This is a genomic window from Streptomyces canus (assembly GCF_030816965.1).
Lineage (GTDB): Bacteria > Actinomycetota > Actinomycetes > Streptomycetales > Streptomycetaceae > Streptomyces > Streptomyces canus_E.
Genome location: NZ_JAUSYQ010000002.1, coordinates 10402029 through 10423984, shown reverse-complemented (window position 1 = coordinate 10423984; position 21956 = coordinate 10402029). Strand labels below are relative to the sequence as shown.

Genomic DNA, 21956 nt, shown 5'->3' with positions numbered 1-21956 from the left:
CCGGAGGTCATCAAGGCTGGGCGAACCGTAGGTGTCGTCGTTCGGCCAGTTCCTCTGCGCTCACCACGGTCAGAACCGGGGTACCCGGCGGCGCGAACATGGTCACCACCAGCTCCGACTGCGCGTCCGGAAGGTTGTTGGCGCCCACATAGTGGATCACGTCGCCCCCGGGCTCGAACACGGCGTCACCGGCCTTGAGCACCCGGGGCGGCTGCCCCTCCAGCTCGAAGAGGATCTCGCCCTGGGTCACGTAGCCGAAGATCGGTCCGGGGTGCCGGTGCGGCGGCGCGCCGGGGTCACCGGGCGACAGGGTGACCCGGACGGTCCTGGCCTCGGAGCCTGCCGGGATCCCGGCCGTCGCCTCCGGCCGGGTAGCGATCACCTCGACGCCTGGGGGCAGGTGTGCCTGCTCAGCGCTCATGTATTTCTCCAATCAGGAAGTGTCCATAGTGGAGACAAGACAGCCTCCCGCTCTGTGACGGCCACGCGGCGAACCGGCCCAGGGCCGCCGCACTGTTCGCCAAGCCCGGCATCCCACCAGCAGCTCCTGGAAGTCATTGCGTCTGGCAGCTGGCAACTGCACCAACCGGCCGCCGAGCCCGCGTCTTCAGCCGTAGTCATGACGGAAGAGCGGTCAGAACCCTTCAGTTGGCCGCTCTGAGTGTCACAGTTGGCCACGTCCCGTGCCCTCAGCCAAAAGGAGTGTGCTTGGTGAACTCGATCGTGCAACCGGACGGAGTCGCAGGCGAGTGGCGGGCTCGAGTGGCCTCCGTACGCCGCGAGCTCACCGAGCACGGGCCGCCGCGGAGTCCCGATGGCGCTCCGGACTTCGCCACCGTCACGCTGCCGGAGCGCGACTGTGATCAGGTACGTGACCTCCTGGTGGATGAGCGAGTCGGCACGGTCGTCGAGATCGGGCTCGCCTATGCCAGCTCGGCGCTGGCGATCAGTGAGGCGCTGCTGTGCACCGGTGCACGGAACCCGCGGCATGTGGTGATCGACCCGTTCCAGTACACGGCGTACGACGGTGTCGGGTGGGAGCTGCTGCGCAGCGCCGGCCTGGACGACATCGCTGAGCTGGTGACCGAACCATCGCAGCGGTTCCTTGCCCGGTTGGCCGACGCGGGTTTCGCCGCGGACGCGGCGTTCGTCGACGGCAGCCACCACTTCCACAACGTGTTCGTCGACCTCCACTTCCTGGGCGAGATCGTCCGACCTGGCGGCGTCGTGCTGCTCGACGATGTCTCGTGGCCATCGGTCGGCGCTGCCGTGGCGTACTTCGAGACCAATCTGGGGTGGCGTTCGATACCGGGCGCTCTGGCCGACGGGACCGCCGACCCGGCCAGCGGTCGACCGCGGATTGGCGCCTACCGGCTGCCCGATCCGCGCCCGACGCCGGACTTCAAGGAGTTCCGACCGTTCTGCTGATTCGGGTGGGCTCGCGAGGCAGGCGTCTCGACCCGCACCGCGCAGCGCTACCGCGCCGGGCAGCTGAAGAAGCCACAGAAGAAGCTCCAAGCCGCACTGGTGGAGGAGACCCAGTCCCAGTGGCAACCGCAGGGCAGGGCGTCCTGGGTCGGACGTCCGTCCATGCTGACGGCGTCCTCTCGCACAGAATCCTGACCACCAGTCGAATTACATCGGCACGAGCGTGCCCGTGGTGGCGCAGCCCATCACACGCACGGGTGGCAGTTCGGCAAGGACCCCATTGTGAGAGAGCCGGTGGCAGATACTGACGCGATGGCGATGAGTGTGGGGTAGGAGCCGTGGCCCTCCGCCTCGCGATGCATCGCACGGGCCGCCGGCCGGGCGGCCTCCTTACGGTTGGTGACCTTCGCGCCCCCGTCCGGGCTCACACTCGCCGCCCCGCCCTCTCAGGCGGAAAAGACGGGGCAGGCGTTTAATCGGATGTGCGCGGGACGCGGGGTTGTTAGGTTCACCGTGTGCCGAAGCTGAATCAGATCATCGCAGTCGAAAAGGGCGTCAAGTCCAAGGCCCTCCAGGAGCTCACCCAGGCTCACCAGGACGTGCAGAAGCCCGCCCTGCTGGCCGGCATCTCCCGCACCTACCAGCCCAAGGACGAGGAGGGCGAGCAGCTGCCGCCCGAGTCCACGCGGGTGCAGATCAAGGCCGAGGATGCTCTGCGGGCGACCGCCGGGACGCTGACGCGGCTCTTCGACGTGACCGCGACGAAGGACTGGGCGAACCGGTCCGCGGTCGCGGACGTGGTGGTCGACGGTACGGTGCTGTTGCCCCAGGTGCCCGTCCCCTACCTGTTGTTCCTGGAGAAGCAACTCACCGACCTGCACACCTTCGTGCGCAAGTTGCCCGTGCTCGACGCCTCCGAGTCTTGGAACCTGGACCCCTCGACGGACTCGTGGAAGACGGACCCGGTGCGGACCATCCGCACGAAGAAGGTTCCGCGCAACCACGTGAAGGCCGAGGCCACGGAGAAGCACCCGGCGCAGGTCGAGGTGTACTACGAGGACGTCCCGGTCGGTTACTGGACCACGGTGAAGTTCTCCGGCGCGCTGCCCGCCCGGCGGGTCAATGAGCTCCTCGACCGCGTTGAGAAGCTCCAGCAGTCCGTCAAGTTCGCCCGCGAGGAGGCGAACAACACCGAGGTCACCGACCAGCGGGTAGGCGACGCGGTATTCGGCTACCTGTTCCGGTAGCCTCCACACACGCCCTCCGTCGCGAGCGGAGGGTGCGCGATGAGCGCAAGCTGAAACTGATGTTGAAGCTGATGAAGGGGTGTCAGTTGGGGGTTCGAATCCCTCTCCCCGCACCACGTGCGGGGGTGGCCCAAGCCTGGCAGAGGCGGCCCCGTGAAACTCAGATTCTCGCTCCAGTCTCAGTATTCGCCGCCGAACACCGGATCGACCGAGCGTGGGCGAACATCGACGGATGGGGGTTCAAGTCCCCTCGGCGCCTCTCTCGTGGCGCTGTAGTTCAAAGGCAGAACACGTCGATCTCAACATGACCCGCGGTTCTTAAACGCCGCCGGTGTGCGCAAATGGGCGGCAAGCTGGAGCCCGGGAGCTGGACATGCTCCCGGGCTCCGTCACGTTCCGGCCCGCGGCTTGTGCTGTGACCGGGAACGTTCACCGGGCTGCAGCAAAATTAGCTCTCGCTGGCCTTCCCCTGTAGTCGATGGCCGGGCCCTTCATCGGACTCAATTCTCTGCGCTGCGCAATGTGCCAGCGGCGGAGAGCAGGAAGTCAGCGAAGTGCTCGGTCAGTGGCTCGTCCGTGAGTGGCTCCAGGAACAGGAACTGGCCCTGTGGGTTCACCTCGAGCCATACCGGCTGCCCGTCCGGCGTGAGCTTTAGATCGACGACGCCCATACGTAGCCCCAGTCGGCGCAGGACAGTGGCCACCTGACGGTGGACGTCCTCGGGAACGGGCCAGGGTGATATGGGTACTTGGAGGTCAGGCCGCCAGTCGAGTTCTTCCGTCTCGATGAGCGCAGCATACATTCGCTCGCCGAAGCAGTTGAGCCTGACGTGCCGACAGCCTTCGATGTACTCCTGGTAAGTGGCGGGACACACCTCGAACGACGGCGCCGGGATCGATTCGGGGTCGTCGACCCAACGTGTCCAGAGGGACGGTCCGCGGGCACCGACAACCGGTTTGACGATGGTTCGCCCGACCTGCCGTGTAAAGGCTATGACGTCCGCTCGAGACTGCGAGATCAGGGTGCGTGGTACTCGGAAGCCGACCTCCCGCGCCACCGCGAGTTGGTACACCTTGTCGGCAGCCCGATCGGTCGCCTCGGGTGGCGAGATCCACTGGCCGTCAAAAGCGGCGGCAAGGATACCGCCGAGAGCACCGCGACAGTCGTTGTTCACGAGGCTGCGCTCATGGGTGTTGCCCGCGTGCGCGGCGATCTCCTGATCGGCCCTGGGGCGCCGCCACCACAAGACAGCAGCCTCCTCAGGCGCGACAGCGACGCCCTCGGAGGTCAGGAGGGTCGCGGTCTGTTTTCCATTGGCACCTTCGTCGCTGTGCGAGTACCAGGACAGCGACGGCCTGCCGGCGATGGTGTCGCTCTCCACAATGTGGAAATCGCGCTTTCCCCGGCTGCGTACCGCATGCTGCACAGCGAGGGCGTGGAGGTCGTCGCGGACCGAGACAGCCAGTATCACGCCAGGCCGCAGTCGTCGCTGTGGCTCGCCTCGCCATACGAGCACCCGGTTTCGGAGGCCACACCTGCGAGATTCTCGGCAACGATCTCAAGCCCTGTGGTCTGCCGAACCGCTTGCTCCCAAGCCCGCAGCTGCTCAGGGGTCTTCAGGAGCACATAGCTATCGGGCTGTGCACGGAAAACGACCGGGGGCGGCATCTTGATGACGTCCTCCGTGTACTCATCCAGCGGATCGCCTAGCTTGAAGTCAGGCATCGTGCCCACCTCGGATCGGTAGTCGACTTCGCTTACTTCTACGAAACCACCGATGGGCCATCCGTGCTCGTTGGGCCCGTCGTGATCTCGGTTGAGGTGCTCTCGGCGGCCGAGGTCTTCGAGGAACCGGACGAGGAGTCCCCGGCCCATTCGGACAGTTCCCATACCCGACTCCACCATTGGGCAGCTCGGCCTCCGGCTTCCGCATGGAGGTCGAGAACGAACAACAGGTGGCCCGGCTGGAGCACTTCCTCGATCAGTACGAGGACTTCAAGGCCGGAGTGCGGATGCCGCCCCGGCTGGCCACGGAGTTCGCCCACGTCCGTGACGAACTCTGCGACTTCCCCGGCCGCACGATCGATGCCGCACGGCAGACAAGCGGGGCCGCGAACCAGCCAGCTCGTCACGCCTGGGTGGGGTCCTTGATGAAGCGGTGCGGGTGGGCGGTCCTGACGTACTTCATCGCGCTGTCGGGTGCGACCCCGAAGACGCGCATCAGGTGGACGGGGTCGGCGGTCTCGTGCGCTCGTCCAGTTTGCCGGCCGCAGGAGCTCGGCTATCGGCTCTGAACTGCGACGATTCATAGAAACGGCTCTCGGCAATCGCGTCCTTGGGCCGCCGCTTGGGCCGGAACCCGTAGGAGACCGGCTTGAAGTCGGCCTCGAAGATCGGTTCCAGCACCAGCTTCAGCGCGGCCTGAACAACCCGGTCGGCGATCACTGGGATCCCCAGCCGCCTCACCTTTCCTGACCCGCCCGGCTTGGCATCGTGCGCTCCCGCACCGGTAGCGGCCGGAACGTGCCCCGTTTGAGCGGGGCACGAAGGGCATTCAGGAATCCGGGGATGCCGATCCTTTCCTCGACGTCGGCGGCGCTGAGGCCGTCGACGCCGGGAGTGTTGGCTCCCCGGTTGTCGGCGACCCGGTCGAACGCCACAAGCAGCGTCGCCGGATCGTGCACGAAGTTGAACAGATCGCCGAACCGGCGGCCAGGGTCAGCCGCCGAGCAACGGTGAAGCTTGGCCTGCATCTCCGATGCCCGCTGACGCGGACCAACAGGGTCTGCGTCCGGCGTAGCACCGCCGTTCGGCGGTGCGTCTTTCGGCATTGCAGCGTTCTTCGCTTCTCGATCCCGCTGCCGCCCTCCTCATGCTCCGGGCTCTCCCTGCTCGGAGTACTAGGGCGGCTCCGCCCCACCTGGCCCGTTCGGCGGTCGACGCACCTATCCCCGATGGCGAACTGGCAGGCCGCCACCGGGGAGTTGAGACCGGATGGTTCCCGTGTTCACTGTGTTTCGCTCGTCGAAGTAGGAGCCCAGCTGTGTCCCTGCGGCATCGCCACGAGTACGCCGTAGTCCTTCCTCGTGGCCTCCCGGACGGTTCGAAATACCGGCCAGGGAGTTCCCACCGCCAACGGCGGTGAGTGCGCACCGCTTCCGGCCCAGATCCACCAGGTTCGAGCCGGTGTAGTCATTAAGAGACGTAAAGACGCCGGTTCCTCGCGTACTCCTCTCCGTCCCGCTCACCGAACCCGCACCATCTGGCAGTACTGGCACGTCCCGGCTTTGTCACGGCCGCTCCCGCCCTCCCCGGCATCACCCGGATCAGACTGCCCCCAGCTCCACCTCCCTGCTACGACAGGTCAGCGGCGAAGGTCTCTCACCTCCACACGAAACACAGCGCCTCACGGCGCAACTCGAAGCAGAGCCAGGCGCCGCGCTCCGCCGCGGTGCTCTTACCCACGGCCAGGTCTCCTTCTTCCACACCTCGACCGCATCGTCGTCCCGCTCGATGGCCCGTCTGGCCGGCTGCTGCCATGCCGCTTCAGTAACCGCCACGTGCCCTCGACGGTGCAGGAGACGTGGAACAGCCGGCCGATCAGCGTCTTGATCCGCGCCAGCGTCCACCGCTGGTCCGCCCAGCCATGGACCAGCGGGCCACGCTCCAACTCTCGCTCCAGCCTGGCGATCTGCGTTTCGCTGAGCCGGGACCGACCCGGAGAGCCCTGCGACAGGACCCCGGCCTCGCCGTGCTCGCGCCAGGCCCGGCGCCACCGTTCCACCGACCGCTCGCTCACCCGCAGAGCGGCGGCGACCTCGCGGTTCGTCTCCCCACCCTCGAAGCAGACGACGGCCTGCAGCCGGATCCCCTCGCGCGCGGCCCTCTCGGCGTCGGTCAGCCCACCACCCTGCGCGTATCTCAGGACCGCGGTCCGGCCGGAGTCTCGAAGCCAGGCTTCGCCCATGCCGCCTCAGCACCGGTCCGGAGACTCTGACGAGCAGCTGTCTGTCATCGACGGCTTGACCGCCCAGCCGTTCCAGGACGAGGAAGGGCGGCCAGGAGAGAACGGCCAGTGGAGCGGGCCTGGCTCAGTGACCTGCACCGGCTGTCAGTTCGGGTCCAGCCGGTGGGCGAGGTCGTGGGCGGTGGCGCCGGTGAGGTCTCCGACGTAGGACCCGACGACCTCGATACGGCCGTCGGTGATCGACGAGGTCACGAAGGGGGTCCCCCAGAGCTTGCCGTCGATGACGATGGCGATTTCGTTGCGTGGGGCCGGGGCCGACGCGATGGAGCCGGTGAGGGCGGCGAAACGGGTCCGGTCGGCGGAGTCGAGGGTCACCTCGACCCGCCAGGTGCCGTCGGCACCGCTCTTGTCGGCCTTCGCGGAGGCGACCTGGACGTCGGTCATGCCTCTGGCCCGGTCGGCCTGGACGCAGAACTCCGGGTGGGTCGCGCTCGCGGGCACGGGGTAGCCGCCGCTGCCCTGGGCGCAGGCGTGTTCGTTGGACGAGGTGACCGGCAGGAAGGAGATCAGGGCCGCCTTCCCGGTGTTCGTGGTGTCGCCCCCCGCGGCGGGCTGACGTACGTGGGCGCGCAGGGTCGCGCCGTCCGCGACGGCCACCCAGGCGGTGGCGACCGCGACGGCGGCGACGACGCCGACACCGGCACGGGCCAGCCGCTGCCGCCGCCGGGCGATCCGCAACGCGCCGTCGGCCAGGCCGACCAGATGGGCTCCGGCGGCGTCACCGCCGCTCCCCCGGACCTGGGCGTGCAGGGCGTCGTGCAACGACGTTTCGTGCAGCGGGTGTTCGGTCGAGTCGTTCATGCGACGACGCCCCTTCCGGAGGCGGTGGAGGAGGCGGCCGACTGCCCCTCCTCGGCCAAGGCGGTACGGAGAGAAGCGAGGGCCTTGTGGGTCTGGCTGCGGACCGTCCCCTGGGCGACACCCAGAATCGCGGCGATCTCCGCGTCCGGCCGGTCCTCGAAGTAGCGCAGCACGACCACCGCACGCTGGCTCTTGGGCAGCCGCCGCAGCGCGGCCATGATGTCCTGCCGCTGGACCACGGTGTCGGCCCAGTCGACGGCCTGCGCGGACGGCTGGTCCGGCAGGGTGTCGGTGACCGTCTCCCGTCCCCAGCTGAGCAGTCGGAAGCGGTCCACCTGGGCGTGGTAAAGCGCCCGGCGCACATAGATCTCCGGCTGCTCCCGGTCGCGCAGCTTCGACCAGCGCCGTGCGGTGGCGGCAAGCGCGGTCTGGAGCAGGTCCCGGCCCTGCTCCCAGTCCCCGGTGAGCAGGTAGGCCGTGTGCAGCAGCGATCTCGACCGTGCCGCCACGAACTCGCGGAACTGGCGTTCCTCGTCGGCGTTCAATGCGCCCTCCCTCGTTCCCCTGTAAAGACGGGCGCGGAAGGAGGTTCGACTGCCCCGCCGGCCAGACTTTCTCGCCCCGAGCCCGCCGGGCTCCTCGCGGGGGCGACGTGACGGCCTCTACGGTCAGAGCATGGACATGATCAGCGGCGTCGTCAGCATCACGTACTCGCACTTCTCCATCAGCGAGCGTGTCGAGCCGTGCTTCGACAACGCCACGCAGGCACCGGACTTCCGTACCGACCACCCAGTGATCCTCACGCCCGGCCGGCTTTACTCGCCAATGTACGGAGCCGGATGGGCAGATCCGGCCCCACCACAGGCCCCGCAATGCCCGCCATGGGCCGGCTCTCCGGCGGGCAGGACGACGACCGCTCGCTGGCGGCTGCAGCCCGTTACGACTCAGCCGCGCGGTCCCGCCCCCTGCAGGAGTGTGTCGATGACGAGCGTGGCCAGGGCGTCCGGGTCCTGTGCGGCGGGATCCTGCTCCGCGTCGGGCCTGTTGATGGCTTCGCCGAGGAGGGCGTAGTACACCTGCCCCGTCCACTCCAGATCTGTGTCCGGGGCGAGCAGCCCCTCGCGTTGCGCCCCGGTTCATGAGATCGACGGTGTGGGTGTTGATCTCGTCCCGGAGGGCGGCTGCGGCGGGGGTGTGAGCCGTGGCGTGACGCCTCGTCGGCGGTGTTCAGGCCGAAGCCGAACGAGACCGAGACCAGAAGCACCGGCAGGACGTGCAGTCCGCTGCCGGGCTTGACGATGCTGAAGAGGCCCACCTCACCGCCGTGCTCTCAGCGCGTGTTCCACCCCACGCGTACTCGCTCAGGGCCGGAGCATCAGGCGCACGGCGGCGGACGCGAACCTCATCCGTGGTAGAGCACGCGAACGGCGTACGCGTCGGCCGGAAGTGCGTCGAGGTAGTCGTTGAAGTAGCGGCGTCGGTCGGCGTTCGCTATGTCCAGCCAGCGCCCGTCCAGAGTCAGCAGGCCGTTCGAGGGCAAGGCGGAGTCCATGGCATCGCGCACCAAGCCGTCGAGGTCGTCGCTCAGGCGGGCGATTGGGTCGCCGCCCACGATCTCTCTCAATTCCGGGTTGTCCCGGAGCGCCGCGACGACCGGCTGCGTGCGGTAGTCCTCCAGGGCCTGCGCCTGCGAATAGTTCTCGGGATCGGCGAAGTGCCGAGCCCGGAAGGCCCCGAAGGCACGGCCGGGCGGGTGGGCAGAGGCGAACTCCTGCCATGCTTCGAAGGCTCGGCGTGCTTCGGCGGCTGCCCGCGTACGCGGCGTTTCGAGGTCCAGCAGCGCGCGTGGTCCGCCGTCGCACAGCTCCGGCGGAACGTTGCGTGGCTCCCCGGACAGGGTCATGGCACCCCGGATGAGACGCGGGTCGTCCTCGTGCCCCGGGACGACCAGGAACTCGCAGCCCCGGCCGCCAATCTGCCAGTAGTCCCACCAGGTCTCGACGTCCGGATCGCCGACCCCGACGTCACGGTTGTAGTCGAACGGCGCCATCGCCGCGGTGATGGCCTGGACGACGTCCCCCGGGTCGCACGGGGGAACACACACCGTCACTCGCTCTTTTGCCATAGCTCTTTCCTCGGTCCGTTTCCACTCATGCCGTCGGCGGCGGATCGCAGGAGACGAGCCACCCGTCGCAGCCCCGCTGCCATGAGCGTGTCGCGTCCCAGATCATGTACAGATCACCGACGACGCCAAGACCGCCCATGAGCCTACCCGCTCTGCTTCCCCCGCCCGACCTGGGTTCGGACGGTGCATCGGGCACGCTGGGAGCCCTCCCAGTGACCTCGCCGGGGGTGATTCGGATGGTCCCACCGTTGACATTGCGGACCAGCGGCTGCACGCGTTGCGTGTCGAAGGCCCCATCCGGCCAGATCACGCGAACATGCTTGTTGCCGACGAATCTGTCTCGGATCGCCTCTGCCTCAGCTTGGCCCTTCGCGACGTAGACGACATTCTGGGTCTGGCCCTTGGCAGTGAGGTTCATTTTGTTGGAAACCGTGTCAGCGACGTTGCCCGCGTTGAACTCCCCCCTGGGATTGCTCTCGTTGGCGTCCCAGGTGTCGACGGCCACGATCTTGCCGTTCTTCCAGGTGACCCTGATGAAGTCCGCCGTGGTGCCGGCCGCGACATGGTCGCCGTTGGGACCGTGCATCAATCCCCTCCTGGGCAGTGCCTTGTCGTCCTGCCACAGGTACCGGGTGCCGCTGCCGTTCTTGGAACCGTCGTAGTATTTGCCGCCGTTGCGCAGGTCATCGTTCATGTAGTCGAACGCGACCTGCTCCGAAACGTTGTTCGTCCGCGCGCCCAGTGTATGCGGGACGCCGCGCTCGTCGTAGATGACCCGGCGATCTCTGACCGTGCCTTCGGTGAGCGCGCGATCCGGGTCGATCTCCGTCGGGGGCCGCGCCGCGATGGGCACTCCCCCGCGGCATACCGCCGTGCCCTCCCAGCACTCGGCGACCTGCAGGCCGTCCGGGTCGCTCTTGGTGACCGGGTTGTTGTCGGCGTAGGCGTAGCCGTTGATCTGCAGCGGGTCGGACGGGTCGATGACCGGGTCGGCGGACAGGAAGCGGCCGGTCGACTGGTCGTACTCGCGGGCGCCGAGGTGGGTCAGGCCCGTGGCCGTGTCGTCGATGCCGGTGCGCAGGTAGGAGCGCCGGTCCGGCCAGCTGGAGGGCTGGGAGCCACGTGTCTCGCCGAAGGGCTTGACGAAGCGGCGGCTCACGGTCTGCCCGCTCGTCTGGTCGACCGAGGTGGTGGAGGTGCCGAGCTGGTCGGTGAGCAGGATGCTCAGCCGGTGGCCGGTCGTGCTGCCGTACTTGGTGGAGCGGACCACTGTGGGCGCTCCGGAGTGGGCGTAACCGCGCGACGCTGCCACGATGTTGCCCTTGATGTCCACGCTCACCTCGGTCTCGCCGAGGTAGAGCACGCTGCCCGCGGCGGTGTGCTCCAGCAGACGGTTGCCCGCGGCGTTGTACACGTACGTCGTGCGGTCGGCCGGCGTCCACTGCTGGGCGGTGGTGCCGTTGCAGTCGTAGAGCTGCAGACCGGTGCTGTCCGCGTCGTTGGAGCTCGGCACGTCGACGCACTTGCCGGACGCCGGGTGGTAGAGGCTCTTGTCGGAGGTCCGGGCGGTGAACTTCTGCGCGCTGCTTCCGTCACAGGTGGCCAGAAGGATCTTGGTGCCGTTCGCGGTGCCGGAGGCGCTCGCGCACTTGCCGAAGATCCGCAGGGTGTCACCGGTCGTCCGCCACTGCTGGGCACGGGAGTTGTTGCATCGGTAGAGCTGGACAGGAGTGCCGTCGGCCGTTGAACCGTTGGCGTCGTCGAGGCACTTGCCGGACAGTCCGACAACTGCTCCGGCGCCGTCGCCGAAGCCCTTGACCTCGGTGACCTTGTCCTCCGCGCTCCAGACCAGGTTCTGCGTGCCGCCGGGCAGCGTCCTGGTCTCGGCGTTGCCGACCGATGTGTAGGTGTAGCTCGACGCGGTGCCCGTGGCCGGTGTGACCTTTGCCAGGGTGTGCGGCTGCGCGAGCGTGCCGCCGGTGCCCTGGGTGCCGTAGCCGTAGACGCTCTTGACGTCCTTCGTCGTGTCGGCGGGGTTGTGCTCGGTGAGGCTCGCCCGGTTGCCGATCGCGTCGAAGGTGAAGGACTGCCAGTAGGCGGTGATGTCGGTGGACACCGTGCCGGAGGCAGGCGCGGCGGCGTTCAGCGAGGCCGCCATGTCGCTGTCGGGCGTGGCGGCGTCCGTGGCGGAGTCCGGTGCCTCGGCGATGGGTCCTGCCGAGGACTGGCCGTCCTCCCGGTAGCCCCAGGCGGTGCCGTTGGCGGACTTGCAGCCGGTGCCGGCCGTGCCGACGGCGACCGTGGAGGTCCAGGCGTGGACCATCTCGCCCAGGTAGTCGTAGGAGAAGCACTGGGTGTCCCAGGTGCTCGTCGACCCGGTGGTCTGCTTACGGGCGCTGGAGGTGACGTTGCCCGCCCGGTCGTAGGAGTAGTAGGAGTCCGAGATCCGGTGGGAGCTGTCGGTCTCCCGGTCCCACACGGTGCGCTGGACGCGGCCGGTGTGCTCGTCGACGAAGTTCGTCGTCCACACGCGGTAGGGCTGCGCGCCGCTGACCGTGCGCAGCGGTTCGCCGTAGGGCGAGTAGGTGACGTCGGAGGTGTACCAGGTCAGGCCCGAGGTGGACTGGGGCAGGCCGTCGCTGTCGTAGCGGGTGACGACCTTTTCCTTGGCGAGGCCGCCGACCGCCGGCAGGGTGACGCTGAGCGGCTTGCCGGTGGGCGTGTAGGTGTACGCGTAGGTGTAGGTGCCCGCCAGACCGGCGGTGTCGGCCTGTGCGGGCACGACGATCTCGCGTCCGATCGGCCGGTACTCGCTGTCGTAGCCGGTGACCGAGTCGACGTAGTCGCCGGTGGCCTCGTGCCGGAGGGAGGAGGCGGGTTTGCCGGCCGCTCCAGGCAGGTCGTAGGTGAACTCCTTGACCGGCGCCGCGGTGGGCGATCCCTCGCGTACGTAGGTGACACGGCCGATGGCGTCGTAGGCGGTGTAGGTCGTCTTCTGGTTCGCGTCGGACGCCTTGGTCTGCCGGTCGAGGTCGTCGTACTCGAAGGACGAGGTGCCGAGGTCGGGGTCGGTGGAGTTGCTGAGCCGGCCGCGGGCGTCGTAGGTGTAGGTCCAGAGGTTGCCCTGGTGGTCCTTGACGGAGGTGCGGTTGCCCCGGGCGTCGTAGCCGTACCAGGTGCTGCGCCAGTCGCTGAGGTCCTTGTTGGTGAAGTGCTGCACGCGGGCGACCCGGCCGAGGGCGTCGGTGATCGTCTTCGTGGCGGGGGTGGCGCCCCCGGCGGGCTTGGCGAGCGTCCAGTCGTCGCCGTAGCTGGTGGAGTCGGAGTAGACGGGGGTGCCGCTGTGCAGCGCGGTCGTCTTCACCGGGCGCTCCAGACCGTCGTACGAGGTCCGGGTCATGCTCGGCACCAGGCTGAGGCTCTTGGGCTTGAACTGGGCGGCTTCCGGCTCGCCCTTGACCAGGTAGTCGCCGGTCTTGTCGCGGACCAGACCGTGGTCGTCGTAGCGGGTGTCGACGATGACGCGGCCGGGGCCGTGCGCCTCGCTCTGGACCTGGAACTGGCGACCCAGGCCGTCGTAGAGCGTGACCTGCCTGCTGTAGGAGCCGTCGTCCTTGATGGTCTGCACGGTGACCGCGCTGGGCTTGGTCGCGCTGGAGGTGACGGCCGCCATCTGGTAGCCGATGATCACGTCCGGGGACTGGTCGCCCGAAGAGCGGGACGCCGACCAGCCCTTGATCAGACGGCCCAGCGCGTCGTACGCACTGCGGGAGACGTGCCCGTTGGTGTCGGTGACCGCCAGGGCCAGGCCCCGGCCCGGGTCGTAGGTGGTGATGCTGGTGTGCCCCTTGGGGTTGATCGTCGTGATCGCGGTGACCGGTCCGCCGATGTCGGCGGGCGTGTACTGGGTCTCCGTGACGCCCTTGAGCGGGTCGGTGATCTTGCGCAGCCTGCCGAGCGGGTCGTAGCTGCGGCCGGTCACCACCGAGTAGCCCACGCCCGTGCCGTCCGGGGTGGCGATGCTGGTGGGCAGACCCTTGGTGGGAATCGCGCCCCAGGCGCCGTTGTCGTAACTCGTGCGGGTGGCGTTCATCAGCTGGGTCGCCGGGGCGGCGTTCGTCCAGCCGTCGCAGGAGGTCGCCGTCAAACGGACCTGCTTGGGCAGGCCGATGAGGTTGGCGTCCTCGTTGGTGACGTAGTCGGTGCGAGCGCAGGTGTAGTCGCTGAGTTTCTCGCCGCTGCCGTCGGGCCTGACGACGGCGGTCTGCACCTGCCACGGCAGCCCGTGGTCGGTCTCGAACTCGGTCTCGGTGCGCACCGCCTGCCAGCTGGAGTCGACCGTCTGGATCGCGTCCGTGCGCCGGACGTCGACCTGGTGGGCGAGGAGCGGGTCGAGTCCGCCGTCCCGGGTGCGGGAGGCCGTCTGGTGCGACCAGGGATAGTTGAGGGTGCGCTTGAGGAGCCGGCCGCCGGTGCCGTCGTAGGTGAGGGTCTCGGCGGTCATGCCGGCATACTGCGGCGCGTCGGCGGCGGCGAGGGTGACGGTGCCGGTGGAGTCCTTCACCGCGCCGCCGGTGCCGCGGAAGTAGCGGGTGACACCGTACGACTGGGTCTGCGGGACGCCCACGGTGGTGCCGCCGTTCTTCGCGCCGCGGTACGTGGACACCTTCTGATAGCCACGCCAGACGCTGTAGGTGCGCAGACTCGGCTTGGTGAGCTCGTCGTCGTCCTGGCTCCAGGCCGCGTCGCTGTAGGCGTACTTGGTGGTGACGCGGTCCGAGACGCCGGAGATCTTGTCGATCTCGGTGACCGAGTCGACGACGTACTTGTTGAACCAGGCGAGCGGGGGTTTGGCCTGTTCCGCGTCCGGTGACCAGCGCACGGGGTAGCAGGTGCCGTGGTTGTCGGCGGGGTCGACGGACGGCTCGCTGCGGCAGCCGCCGCGGTAGACGACCTCGACGTCGCCGCCGTTCTCGGTGGACACCGTGCCGATGCGGGGCCGGGTGAAGCCGGGCCGCGGGTCACCCTTGTAGCGGGGGACCAGGTTGGGCAGCTGCTGGTCCTTGAGGTAGCCGCCGAGCGGGTCGTCCTTGCTGACGACGTACCGCCCGAAGCTGACGCCGGACTCGGTCAGCACGGTGCCGGTGGTGTCGCCGGGCGCGTAGCCGGTACGGGTGACGGAGTCCAGCCACAGACCGGGCGAGGTGTTGTACCAGGCGCGCGGGAAGGAGTGGTGGAGCGTGTAGGAGTCGACGCGCCCGAGACCGCTGACCCCGGGGCGGGCGGCGTAGGTGGTCACACTGCCCAGCCGCATCCGGATCCAGAACGACGGGAAGGCAGGGCACAGCTTGGAGTCGGACTTGCAGTTGAGGTTGCCGGGACTGTCCCACCAGGGGCGGTAGGAGGCGGGGTTCTTGGTGTCGTCGAACTTGTCGGCAGCGCAGGAGCCGTCCGTCTCCAGGCAGCGCTGTTCGGCGTCGAAGACGATCTTCGCGGCGGGGCTGGTGAGGTTGTCGGGGCGCATCCCGTACTCGATGGTGTCCGGGTAGCCCCCGCGGACGTACTTCTCGGGCGTCTTGAACTTCTTGTTGACGGCGTAGTAGTTGGTCGACTTGTGCCAGGTGGCGATCATGGTGTTGCCGTGCACGTCGACGACCTTGTCCAGGCCCCAGCTCCAAGCCTGCTGCTGCTTGGTGCCGTCGCTCGCGGTGCAGCGGGAGTCGGCGAAGGCGTCCTTGTGGCAGGGCTCGCCCGGGTGGTTGCCGAAGACGGGGACGGTGAAGACGGAGTCGGTGTCGGCGTGGCCGCCGCCCACCTTGTTCAGGCCGTAGTAGTACTGCGTGCCGTCGGCAGTGGTGACGATCCAGTACTCGCCGTTGTTGTCGCCGTTGTCGCCGCCGGTCTTCAGCTCGACCCTGGTGCCGTCGTCCTTCTCCAGTCGGTAGCTGTTGGTCTCACCGACCCGCACCAGCTGGGCGGTCTTGCCCCCGAGCGACAGCACGGCGTTGTACGACACCCAGCACAGGTCGGACGTCTTGTACTTCTTGTCCTTGTTGTTGGGCGTGCCCGCGGCGGTGTCCTCGCGGTCGTCCTTGCAGGTCCGGTAGCGGCGCTCGATGTGCCCGGGGTCGTAGTTCCACCCCTCGCCGATCCACGACGACTGGGGCGAGGAGGTGGCCGTTCTGCCGTCCACCGTCTGCGAGTTGTAGTCGAAGGAGATCTCCGGCCGAGGGCCGGCGGGCGCCGGCGGCACCTGGAGCGGGTAGGACCAGGTGAAGGCGCCGGAGGAGTCGCCCGAGGCCCACTTGCCGTCGGTCGTCAGCGGCGTGGCCTTGAAGGTGCCGGCCGGTCCGGACCCGGAGTCGACGGCCCCGACGACGGCGCTGTCACCGCTCGCGGCGGCCGGCTGCGCGTAGGACGCCTGCACGACGCCGGAGCCCGAGGAGCCGGAACCGCTCGTGACGGCCTGGCTGACCGTCCCATCGGCCGCGGTGTCGACGGTGGCCGTCACGGTCTTGGTATCCGGGTCGTTGACCGTGTCCAGCTCGGTGTACTGCCGGCACTCCTCGGCGTCCGGTGTGGTCAGGTAGCACTCGGGGAACTGGACGAACTGCAGCCGGGAGGCCCAGTCGGCGCCGTAGAGGTTCTCGTACGTCTGGTAGCTCAGCTGGACCGAGACCGGTACCGAACCCGTGGCCGGCGCGGTCACCTTGACGAGAGTGCCGTCCACGCCCTGGGCCTCGGGAGCGGCGCGGTCGAAGACCCCGACCTGCCAGGTGCCGCTGGGGGCGGGGGCGTCGGGGACCTGGCCCAACTTGACCGGGAGGGTGCCGGCGGGCACGTAGTCGGTCTGCGCCGCGGTGGCGGAGCCACCGGTACGCAGGGCGGCCTGCTGACCGGTGGTGCCGAAGCTGACCGCGGCGGTGCCGGACGGGGCCGGGGTGGTGGTGCCGGGCGGCGCCTCGGTCTGCTCCGTGGGCTGGTCCGTGCGGATGCTGTCGAGGCCTGGGTCCCGGGTGGTGCCGGCGACCGCCTCGTCGTCGGCGAGCTTCACCAGGTCGACGTCTTCGCGCGGGGCCTCGGCGGTGGTGGGATCCGGCGGCGCGGCGAACGCCTGAGTGGGCAGCAGGGCGAGCGTCACGGCCACGGCCACCGGCGCGAGCACGGCGGAGCGGCGTCTGCGACGGTGCGCGGACAGCAAGAAGGGCACGGCGAAATTCCCCCGGTCGACCCGAAAAAGGTGCAGCGGCGCCTGAGTTGACCGCAGGTGAAGCCACTTCAAGATCGGCCAGATTCTGTGCTCACGCCATGAAGAAATCCAGAGTTCCCTGTGCGGATGTGGTAATGATCACGTCATGTATCCGTCAAGGAGACACCAATCGGGACGCTCCGGCCTTCCGGAAGCCCTGCCGCGGCCGTCAGTTCAGGGCACAGGCGTGACGGGCGCCTTCAGGTAGGTCATGATCTGCACCCTTGTCCAAGGGGGGAAGGAAGACTCGCTCATGACCAGCAAGTGGCGGCGCCCGCGTGCCCGCCGGGCCGCGGTGGCGGCCGTCGTGGCCCTGGCCACGGCCTGCGGCCTTACGTACGCCGGACTGACCGGCACCGACGGGGACCGGCACCACGGCACCGGCCATCCGTCCCCCGTGACCGCACCGGTCACCGAGGCCGAGGCCGGGTCGCGTGCGGCGAGGTCCGGCAGACCGGTCGAGGTGACGGCGCTGCGCACGGCGTACGAGACGACCTGGGCCCGGCCCGACGGGCTGTTGCAGCGGCGCGTGCACGCCACGCCGGTCCGTGCCGAGCTCCACGGTCGCTGGCAGCCGATCGACACCTCGCTGGTCCGCACGGGACATGGCTGGTCGCCGCGCGCCACCAATGTCGGTCTCACCTTCTCGGCGGGCTCCCGCTCCGCCTCTGCGCATGCCGACCGGGGGGCTGGGGTGCGGAGGGTCTCACTGGTCGCCGCGACCGCCGACACCGGTACCGCCCTGGTGACGCTCACCACCGGCGGGCACACCCTCCAGCTGACCTGGCCGGGCACCATCCCGCCGCCGGTGATCGACGGCTCGCGCGCGCTGTACCCGGAGATCATCCCCGGCGCCGATCTGATGCTGACGGCGGACGACGGGGGCTTCGCCCAGCTACTGGTGGTCAAGAACCGACAGGCGGCGGCCGATCCGCGGGTGGCGCAGCTGACCTACGGGCTGACCTCCCCCGACCTGACCTTCTCCCTGGACCCCACCACCGGCATCGTCAGCGGCCGGGACGCCGACGGCGAGGAGGCGGCGATCTCGCCGACGCCGCTGATGTGGGACAGCTCCGGAACTCCTGCCCTGACCGACGGTCAGGCGGGCACGACCGCGTCGCCGACCGCCACCGAGAGCCTGTCCGGCGACGCCAGTGCCGCTCCTGACGACTCGGAGTCGGCTACCACCTCCCCCGAACCCAGCGACTCCGTGAACGACAGCGACAACGGCGACGTCGACGACGAGGTGCTGCCCGACGCGACCGACGAGGCTCCCGACCCCTCGGCCGCGGAGAGCGAGAGCGCCGCACCGTCCGTTCCCGCCGAGCCCTCGCCCGAGCCGACTCACACGGGAGCGGCCGCCACCCTGGACCTGCCCTCGCTGGCCGGACCGCAGCCCGACTCCCGCGGCACCGTGGTGACGGCCGACCTCAACGGTTCCACCTGGTCCCTGACGCCGGACCAGGACTTCCTGACAGACGCCGACACCGTCTACCCGGTCTTCATCGACCCGTCGGTCAGCAAGCACACCAACGACTGGACCACCGCCTACAGCCGCCACCCCAACGCGAACTTCTACAACGGGCGCAACTTCAACAAGGGCACACACGAGGCGCGTGTCGGCTTCGAGTCGGACACCTGGGGGACCTCGCGGTCGTTCTTCAGCATCGACTGGAACCCGGACCTCAAGGGCGCCACCGTCATCAGCGCCAAGCTGCACGCGCTGGAGACCTACTCATGGTCGTGCAGCGCCCGCACCATGAACGTGTATCTGACCGGGGCGATCAGCAACAAGACGACCTGGCGCAGCGCCCCGAAGATGACGGCGGGCAACAAGCTCGCGAGCAAGAGCTTCGCGCACGGTTACCGTTCCTCGGGCTGCCCCGACGACTACGAGGCGTTCGACGTCAAGACGGCCGCGCAGAAGGCGATCGTGCACGGCTGGTCCACTCTCACCATCGGCTTCCGGGCCGGTGACGAGGACTCGGCGTACGCGTGGAAGAAGTTCCAGGCGGACGGCGGCAACGACCCGTACGTCGAACTTGTCTACAACCGGCCGCCGGCCGCCCCCTCGCACCTGGACCTCGACCCGGACCTGTCCTGCGACACCACCTCGCCCTACGTCAACGTCGGCGCGGACTCGATCACCTTCTGGGCGAACAGCAGCGACAAGGACGCCAACCTGGCCTCACTGCGCTTCGAGCTGTGGCCGACCGGCGGCAGCGGCAACCTGCTCGGCAGCAAGGCGAAGGTCACGGTCGCCAGTCAGACCGACTCGGCCCGCGTGCACACCGACCCGTTCTCCACCAGCGGTCTGAAGAACGGCGTCAAGTACTCCTGGCGGGTCAAGGCGGTGGACAAGCGCGGGACGGCCTCGGGCTACTCGCCGTCGAAAACGCCGTGCCGGTTCGTCTTCGACAGTTCCCGGCCCACCCCGCCCGTGGTCACCTCCACGACCTTCCCCGACGCCGACGCGAGGGACGACGGCTTCGGCAACGCCGACGAGGACTCCACCTGGTCCACCGTCAAGTTCGGCACGGTCGGGGCGTTCAGCTTCAAGGCCTCGCAGACCGACGTGGTCAAGTACGAGTACGGCTACAACTCCGCCTCGTACACCGGTTCCGTGTCACGGACGAACGGCGCCGCCACCTCCACCCTGACCGCCTACTCCGGCGCGAAGCCGCCGCTCGCCGGGCCGAACGTCCTCTACGTACGGGCCGTGGACGACGCCGGGAACGTGTCGGACCCGCGGAAGTACTTCTTCTACGTCACCCCGCGCGACACGGCCGACGCCCCGGGAGACTTCACCGGCGACGGTTTCCCCGACCTCATGGTCGTGGACGGCAACGGCAATCTGCGCATGTACCCGGACAGGGGCACTGTCGACGGGTCCAAGGGCACCGGCGCGCTCGGCTACTCCATGTCCGGCGCCTACCAGGAGAACAGCGACAAGGACCCGAACGGCGACGACCTGCCCCTCTACTCCCGTCCGTCCTCCGGCTACTGGAAGAACACCCTCATCACCCACCTCGGCGACGTCTACGGCGGTGACGGCCTGCAGGACCTCATCGCTGTGCGCGCGGGCAGGCTGTGGGTGTACCCGGGGGACGGCTACGGCGCGGTCGACATCGGCAAGCGCCACGAGATCCTGCTGCCGGCCGGTGCACCGGATCCCTCCACGATCACCCAGATCATCTCAGCCGGCGATGCCACGGGCGACGGCAAGCCCGACTTCTTCCTGACGGTGGGCGACGCGTTGTGGGCGCTGATCGGCTACAACGGCGCCACCGTGGACGAGGCCCGGCGTCTGTCCGCGTCGGCCTGGACCGACCGTGACCTCGTCACCGCCCAGGACATCTCCGGCGACGGCGTCACCGACTTCGTCTACCGCTCGGATGCCAGCGGACGGCTGCTGCTGCGCAAGGGGGTCAAGAACACCGCGACCGGCGGGGTCGACATCGGTTCTCTCGGCTCCGCGGCCGCCTCCTCCGGAGGCACGGACACCGAGTACGGTGCCTCCGGCTGGAGCAGTTCCAGCATCAGGCTGCTCTTCGGCACTCCGGACGCCAACGGGGACGGCATCCCCGACATCTGGACGCTCAGGGTCGATGGCACCGTGCGCTTCTACCCAGGCAGCCGCACGGTCCTCAGCGGCTCCGGTACGGAGATCATCGGCAACGGCGACGGCATCGGCTGGAAGAGCAAGCTGACGGTCGGCTGACGCCTGGCCAGTACTGGATGCGGCGCCGACGCGCACAGAGCTTCTTGTGCGCGTCGGCGCCCGTGCGTCAGTGGACAGGCGCGCGTCCTGATCACCACCGACCGACGCCACATCCGGCGGATCCCAGGGGCTGTTTTCAGCTCCGGCGGCTCCGGCAGCTTCTGTGAGCCGACCCGGGAATGACGTTGCGCCGAGACAGCATCGCGTCAGGTCAGAGGCGCTGCTTCCGCCCACACGGCCCGGCGGCACGGACTGCAAAAGGGACGGCCACCCTCGCGGCCAGCATCCGCGCCGACGCCGAAGGCCGGTACGCCTGGCGCGGAGCCGGGGTGGCAGGCCGGTGTCGAGTGGACGCTGCTGTGGATCGAGAACACCGCCAGTCAGCTGACCGAAGGCAGATCGTCGTAGGCCGGTGGCGAATGAGCAGCGCGCTGACCTGCCGTGGTCGGGGTTGTGGTCAGGGGGTGTCGCCGGAGTAGTAGAAGCGGCAGCTCACGCCCGGGCCCGGCGTACGTGCCTCGCCGGGGCGCGGGTCGTACAGGGCGCGGCCGCCGGGGAACTGTCCGAGTTCGGTGGACAGGGCCACCCCGTCGTCGACTTCCACGCTCCGCCATCCGTGGATGTCCAGCAGCAGGCCGTCCAGCGGTCCGCCGACCAGTGCGGCGTAGGTCCGGTGCGGGAGCGGGCCGGGGTTGGGGTCGTCGTGCTCCGCGCCGTAGACGCGGCCGTTCAGCAGCTGCTCGTCTCCGTGCGCCCGCTCGCCGGTGTGTTGCGGTAGGCGTCGTAGCGCTCCAGCTTGGCGACCAGGCGGGCGTAGGACATGGTGCGGTCGCGGGCGGTCAGCCTCTCGCCCCGCAGGCTGGTGTGCTGGCGCTCGGCGGTCTGGAAGGGTGTCTCGGCCAGCTGGTCGGCGCGGTGGACCTTGCGGTTGCGCAGCCACGTTTCCAGCCTCTTGCGGCGGACCCGGCGGAGGGCAGTCGGCGTTTGGTAACCGGTCAGCAAGATGAGCGGGCCGGTGTTGGTGAGGTCGAGTGCGCGCTCCAGGCCGCGGAAGATGCCGGTGAGTTGGGCGCGGAGCCGGTTGACGGTGCGGGTGCAGTCGGCGACCAGGTCCATGCGCCGACCGGTGAGGATCTTCAGATCGGTGACAGTCTCATCGCCAGCCCGTAAGGGGTGCAGGTCGCGGCGGATACGGGCCTGGTCGGCAATGACCGCTGCATCCTTGGCGTCGGTTTCACCTTCGAGAAGAACGTAGGGAAGAAGAACGTAGGGAACTTTGACCAGTCTCAATGAAGTTTGACTGATCTACGGTTGTCTCGCCGAAGTTTGACCGCTGGCCGACCTGGAGGAAAATCAC

General features: G+C 68.8%; 15 protein-coding genes and 2 pseudogenes. 3 read left to right on the top strand and 14 right to left on the bottom strand.

From position 1 onward, the window contains the following. Positions 1 to 10: 10 nt before the first annotated feature. Entirely contained in the window at positions 11 to 421 is a 411-nt protein-coding gene (locus QF027_RS48860; protein ID WP_307082121.1) for a cupin domain-containing protein, read from the bottom strand. A gap of 290 nt (positions 422 to 711) precedes the next feature. Between QF027_RS48860 and QF027_RS48855 the strand changes: the two genes are divergently transcribed. After that, positions 712 to 1428, top strand: coding sequence for a class I SAM-dependent methyltransferase (locus tag QF027_RS48855; RefSeq protein ID WP_307082119.1), 717 nt, complete (start codon positions 712 to 714; stop codon positions 1426 to 1428). Positions 1429 to 1943: 515 nt separating this feature from the next. Further along, positions 1944 to 2675 carry a DUF7873 family protein gene (locus tag QF027_RS48850; protein WP_006376607.1) on the top strand — a complete coding sequence of 244 codons (732 nt, stop codon included), beginning with the start codon at positions 1944 to 1946 and terminating at the stop codon, positions 2673 to 2675. 500 nt (positions 2676 to 3175) lie between these two features. On the opposite strand, the gene QF027_RS48845 is transcribed toward QF027_RS48850, so the two are convergent. From QF027_RS48845 to QF027_RS48800, 11 genes and pseudogenes are all read right to left on the bottom strand, one after another. Then, the gene (locus tag QF027_RS48845) at positions 3176 to 4102 is read right to left on the bottom strand and encodes an ATP-grasp domain-containing protein (protein WP_307082117.1); all 927 of its coding nucleotides are present in this window, start codon (positions 4100 to 4102) and stop codon (positions 3176 to 3178) included. 41 nt (positions 4103 to 4143) lie between these two features. Continuing rightward, a complete protein-coding gene (locus QF027_RS48840) occupies positions 4144 to 4401 on the bottom strand; it encodes a hypothetical protein (RefSeq protein ID WP_307082115.1) in 258 nt (85 codons plus the stop codon). Between the two features lie 38 nt (positions 4402 to 4439). Further along, positions 4440 to 4808, bottom strand: a complete 369-nt coding sequence (locus QF027_RS48835) for a hypothetical protein (protein WP_307082113.1) — start codon at positions 4806 to 4808, stop codon at positions 4440 to 4442. A gap of 88 nt (positions 4809 to 4896) precedes the next feature. Continuing rightward, entirely contained in the window at positions 4897 to 5121 is a 225-nt protein-coding gene (locus QF027_RS49945) for a hypothetical protein (protein WP_373432484.1), read from the bottom strand. A gap of 17 nt (positions 5122 to 5138) precedes the next feature. Continuing rightward, on the bottom strand, positions 5139 to 5507 hold the full coding sequence (locus QF027_RS48830; RefSeq protein ID WP_373432483.1) for a hypothetical protein: 369 nt from the start codon (positions 5505 to 5507) through the stop codon (positions 5139 to 5141). A gap of 586 nt (positions 5508 to 6093) precedes the next feature. Continuing rightward, a pseudogene (locus QF027_RS48825) lies at positions 6094 to 6601 on the bottom strand (winged helix-turn-helix domain-containing protein); the annotation flags it as partial. Between the two features lie 186 nt (positions 6602 to 6787). Further along, positions 6788 to 7504, bottom strand: coding sequence for a SecDF P1 head subdomain-containing protein (locus tag QF027_RS48820; protein ID WP_306972356.1), 717 nt, complete (start codon positions 7502 to 7504; stop codon positions 6788 to 6790). Further along, positions 7501 to 8049, bottom strand: coding sequence for a SigE family RNA polymerase sigma factor (locus QF027_RS48815; protein WP_307082111.1), 549 nt, complete (start codon positions 8047 to 8049; stop codon positions 7501 to 7503). Before QF027_RS48815 ends, QF027_RS48820 begins: the two co-directional genes overlap by 4 nt. Positions 8050 to 8448: 399 nt before the next feature. Next, positions 8449 to 8580, bottom strand: coding sequence for a hypothetical protein (locus QF027_RS48810; RefSeq protein ID WP_307082109.1), 132 nt, complete (start codon positions 8578 to 8580; stop codon positions 8449 to 8451). A 326-nt stretch (positions 8581 to 8906) separates the two neighbouring features. Continuing rightward, positions 8907 to 9629: a hypothetical protein gene (locus QF027_RS48805; RefSeq protein ID WP_306972359.1), complete on the bottom strand. Its 723-nt coding sequence runs from the start codon at positions 9627 to 9629 to the stop codon at positions 8907 to 8909. A 25-nt stretch (positions 9630 to 9654) separates the two neighbouring features. Beyond that, a complete protein-coding gene (locus QF027_RS48800; protein ID WP_307082107.1) occupies positions 9655 to 16839 on the bottom strand; it encodes a ricin-type beta-trefoil lectin domain protein in 7185 nt (2394 codons plus the stop codon). A 292-nt stretch (positions 16840 to 17131) separates the two neighbouring features. On the opposite strand from QF027_RS48800, the gene QF027_RS48795 reads away from it, so the two are divergent. Next, on the top strand, positions 17132 to 20599 hold the full coding sequence (locus QF027_RS48795; RefSeq protein WP_307082105.1) for a DNRLRE domain-containing protein: 3468 nt from the start codon (positions 17132 to 17134) through the stop codon (positions 20597 to 20599). A gap of 457 nt (positions 20600 to 21056) precedes the next feature. On the opposite strand, the gene QF027_RS48790 is transcribed toward QF027_RS48795, so the two are convergent. Together QF027_RS48790 and QF027_RS48785 are read right to left on the bottom strand one after the other, a co-directional pair. Continuing rightward, positions 21057 to 21335: a hypothetical protein gene (locus QF027_RS48790; RefSeq protein ID WP_306986403.1), complete on the bottom strand. Its 279-nt coding sequence runs from the start codon at positions 21333 to 21335 to the stop codon at positions 21057 to 21059. Positions 21336 to 21430: 95 nt separating this feature from the next. Further along, positions 21431 to 21841, bottom strand: a pseudogene (locus QF027_RS48785) (IS110 family transposase); the annotation flags it as partial. Positions 21842 to 21956 lie beyond the last annotated feature (115 nt).

Excerpts from the sequence above, each read along its gene's own strand:
- QF027_RS48840 (WP_307082115.1), bottom strand. The coding sequence starts at position 4,401 with ATGCCTGACTTCAAGCTAGGCGATCCGCTGGATGAGTACACGGAGGAC.
- QF027_RS48805 (WP_306972359.1), bottom strand. The coding sequence starts at position 9,629 with ATGGCAAAAGAGCGAGTGACGGTGTGTGTTCCCCCGTGCGACCCGGGG.
- QF027_RS48820 (WP_306972356.1), bottom strand. The coding sequence starts at position 7,504 with ATGAACGACTCGACCGAACACCCGCTGCACGAAACGTCGTTGCACGAC.
- QF027_RS48860 (WP_307082121.1), bottom strand. The coding sequence starts at position 421 with ATGAGCGCTGAGCAGGCACACCTGCCCCCAGGCGTCGAGGTGATCGCT.
- QF027_RS48795 (WP_307082105.1), top strand. The coding sequence starts at position 17,132 with ATGACCAGCAAGTGGCGGCGCCCGCGTGCCCGCCGGGCCGCGGTGGCG.
- QF027_RS48830 (WP_373432483.1), bottom strand. The coding sequence starts at position 5,507 with ATGCCGAAAGACGCACCGCCGAACGGCGGTGCTACGCCGGACGCAGAC.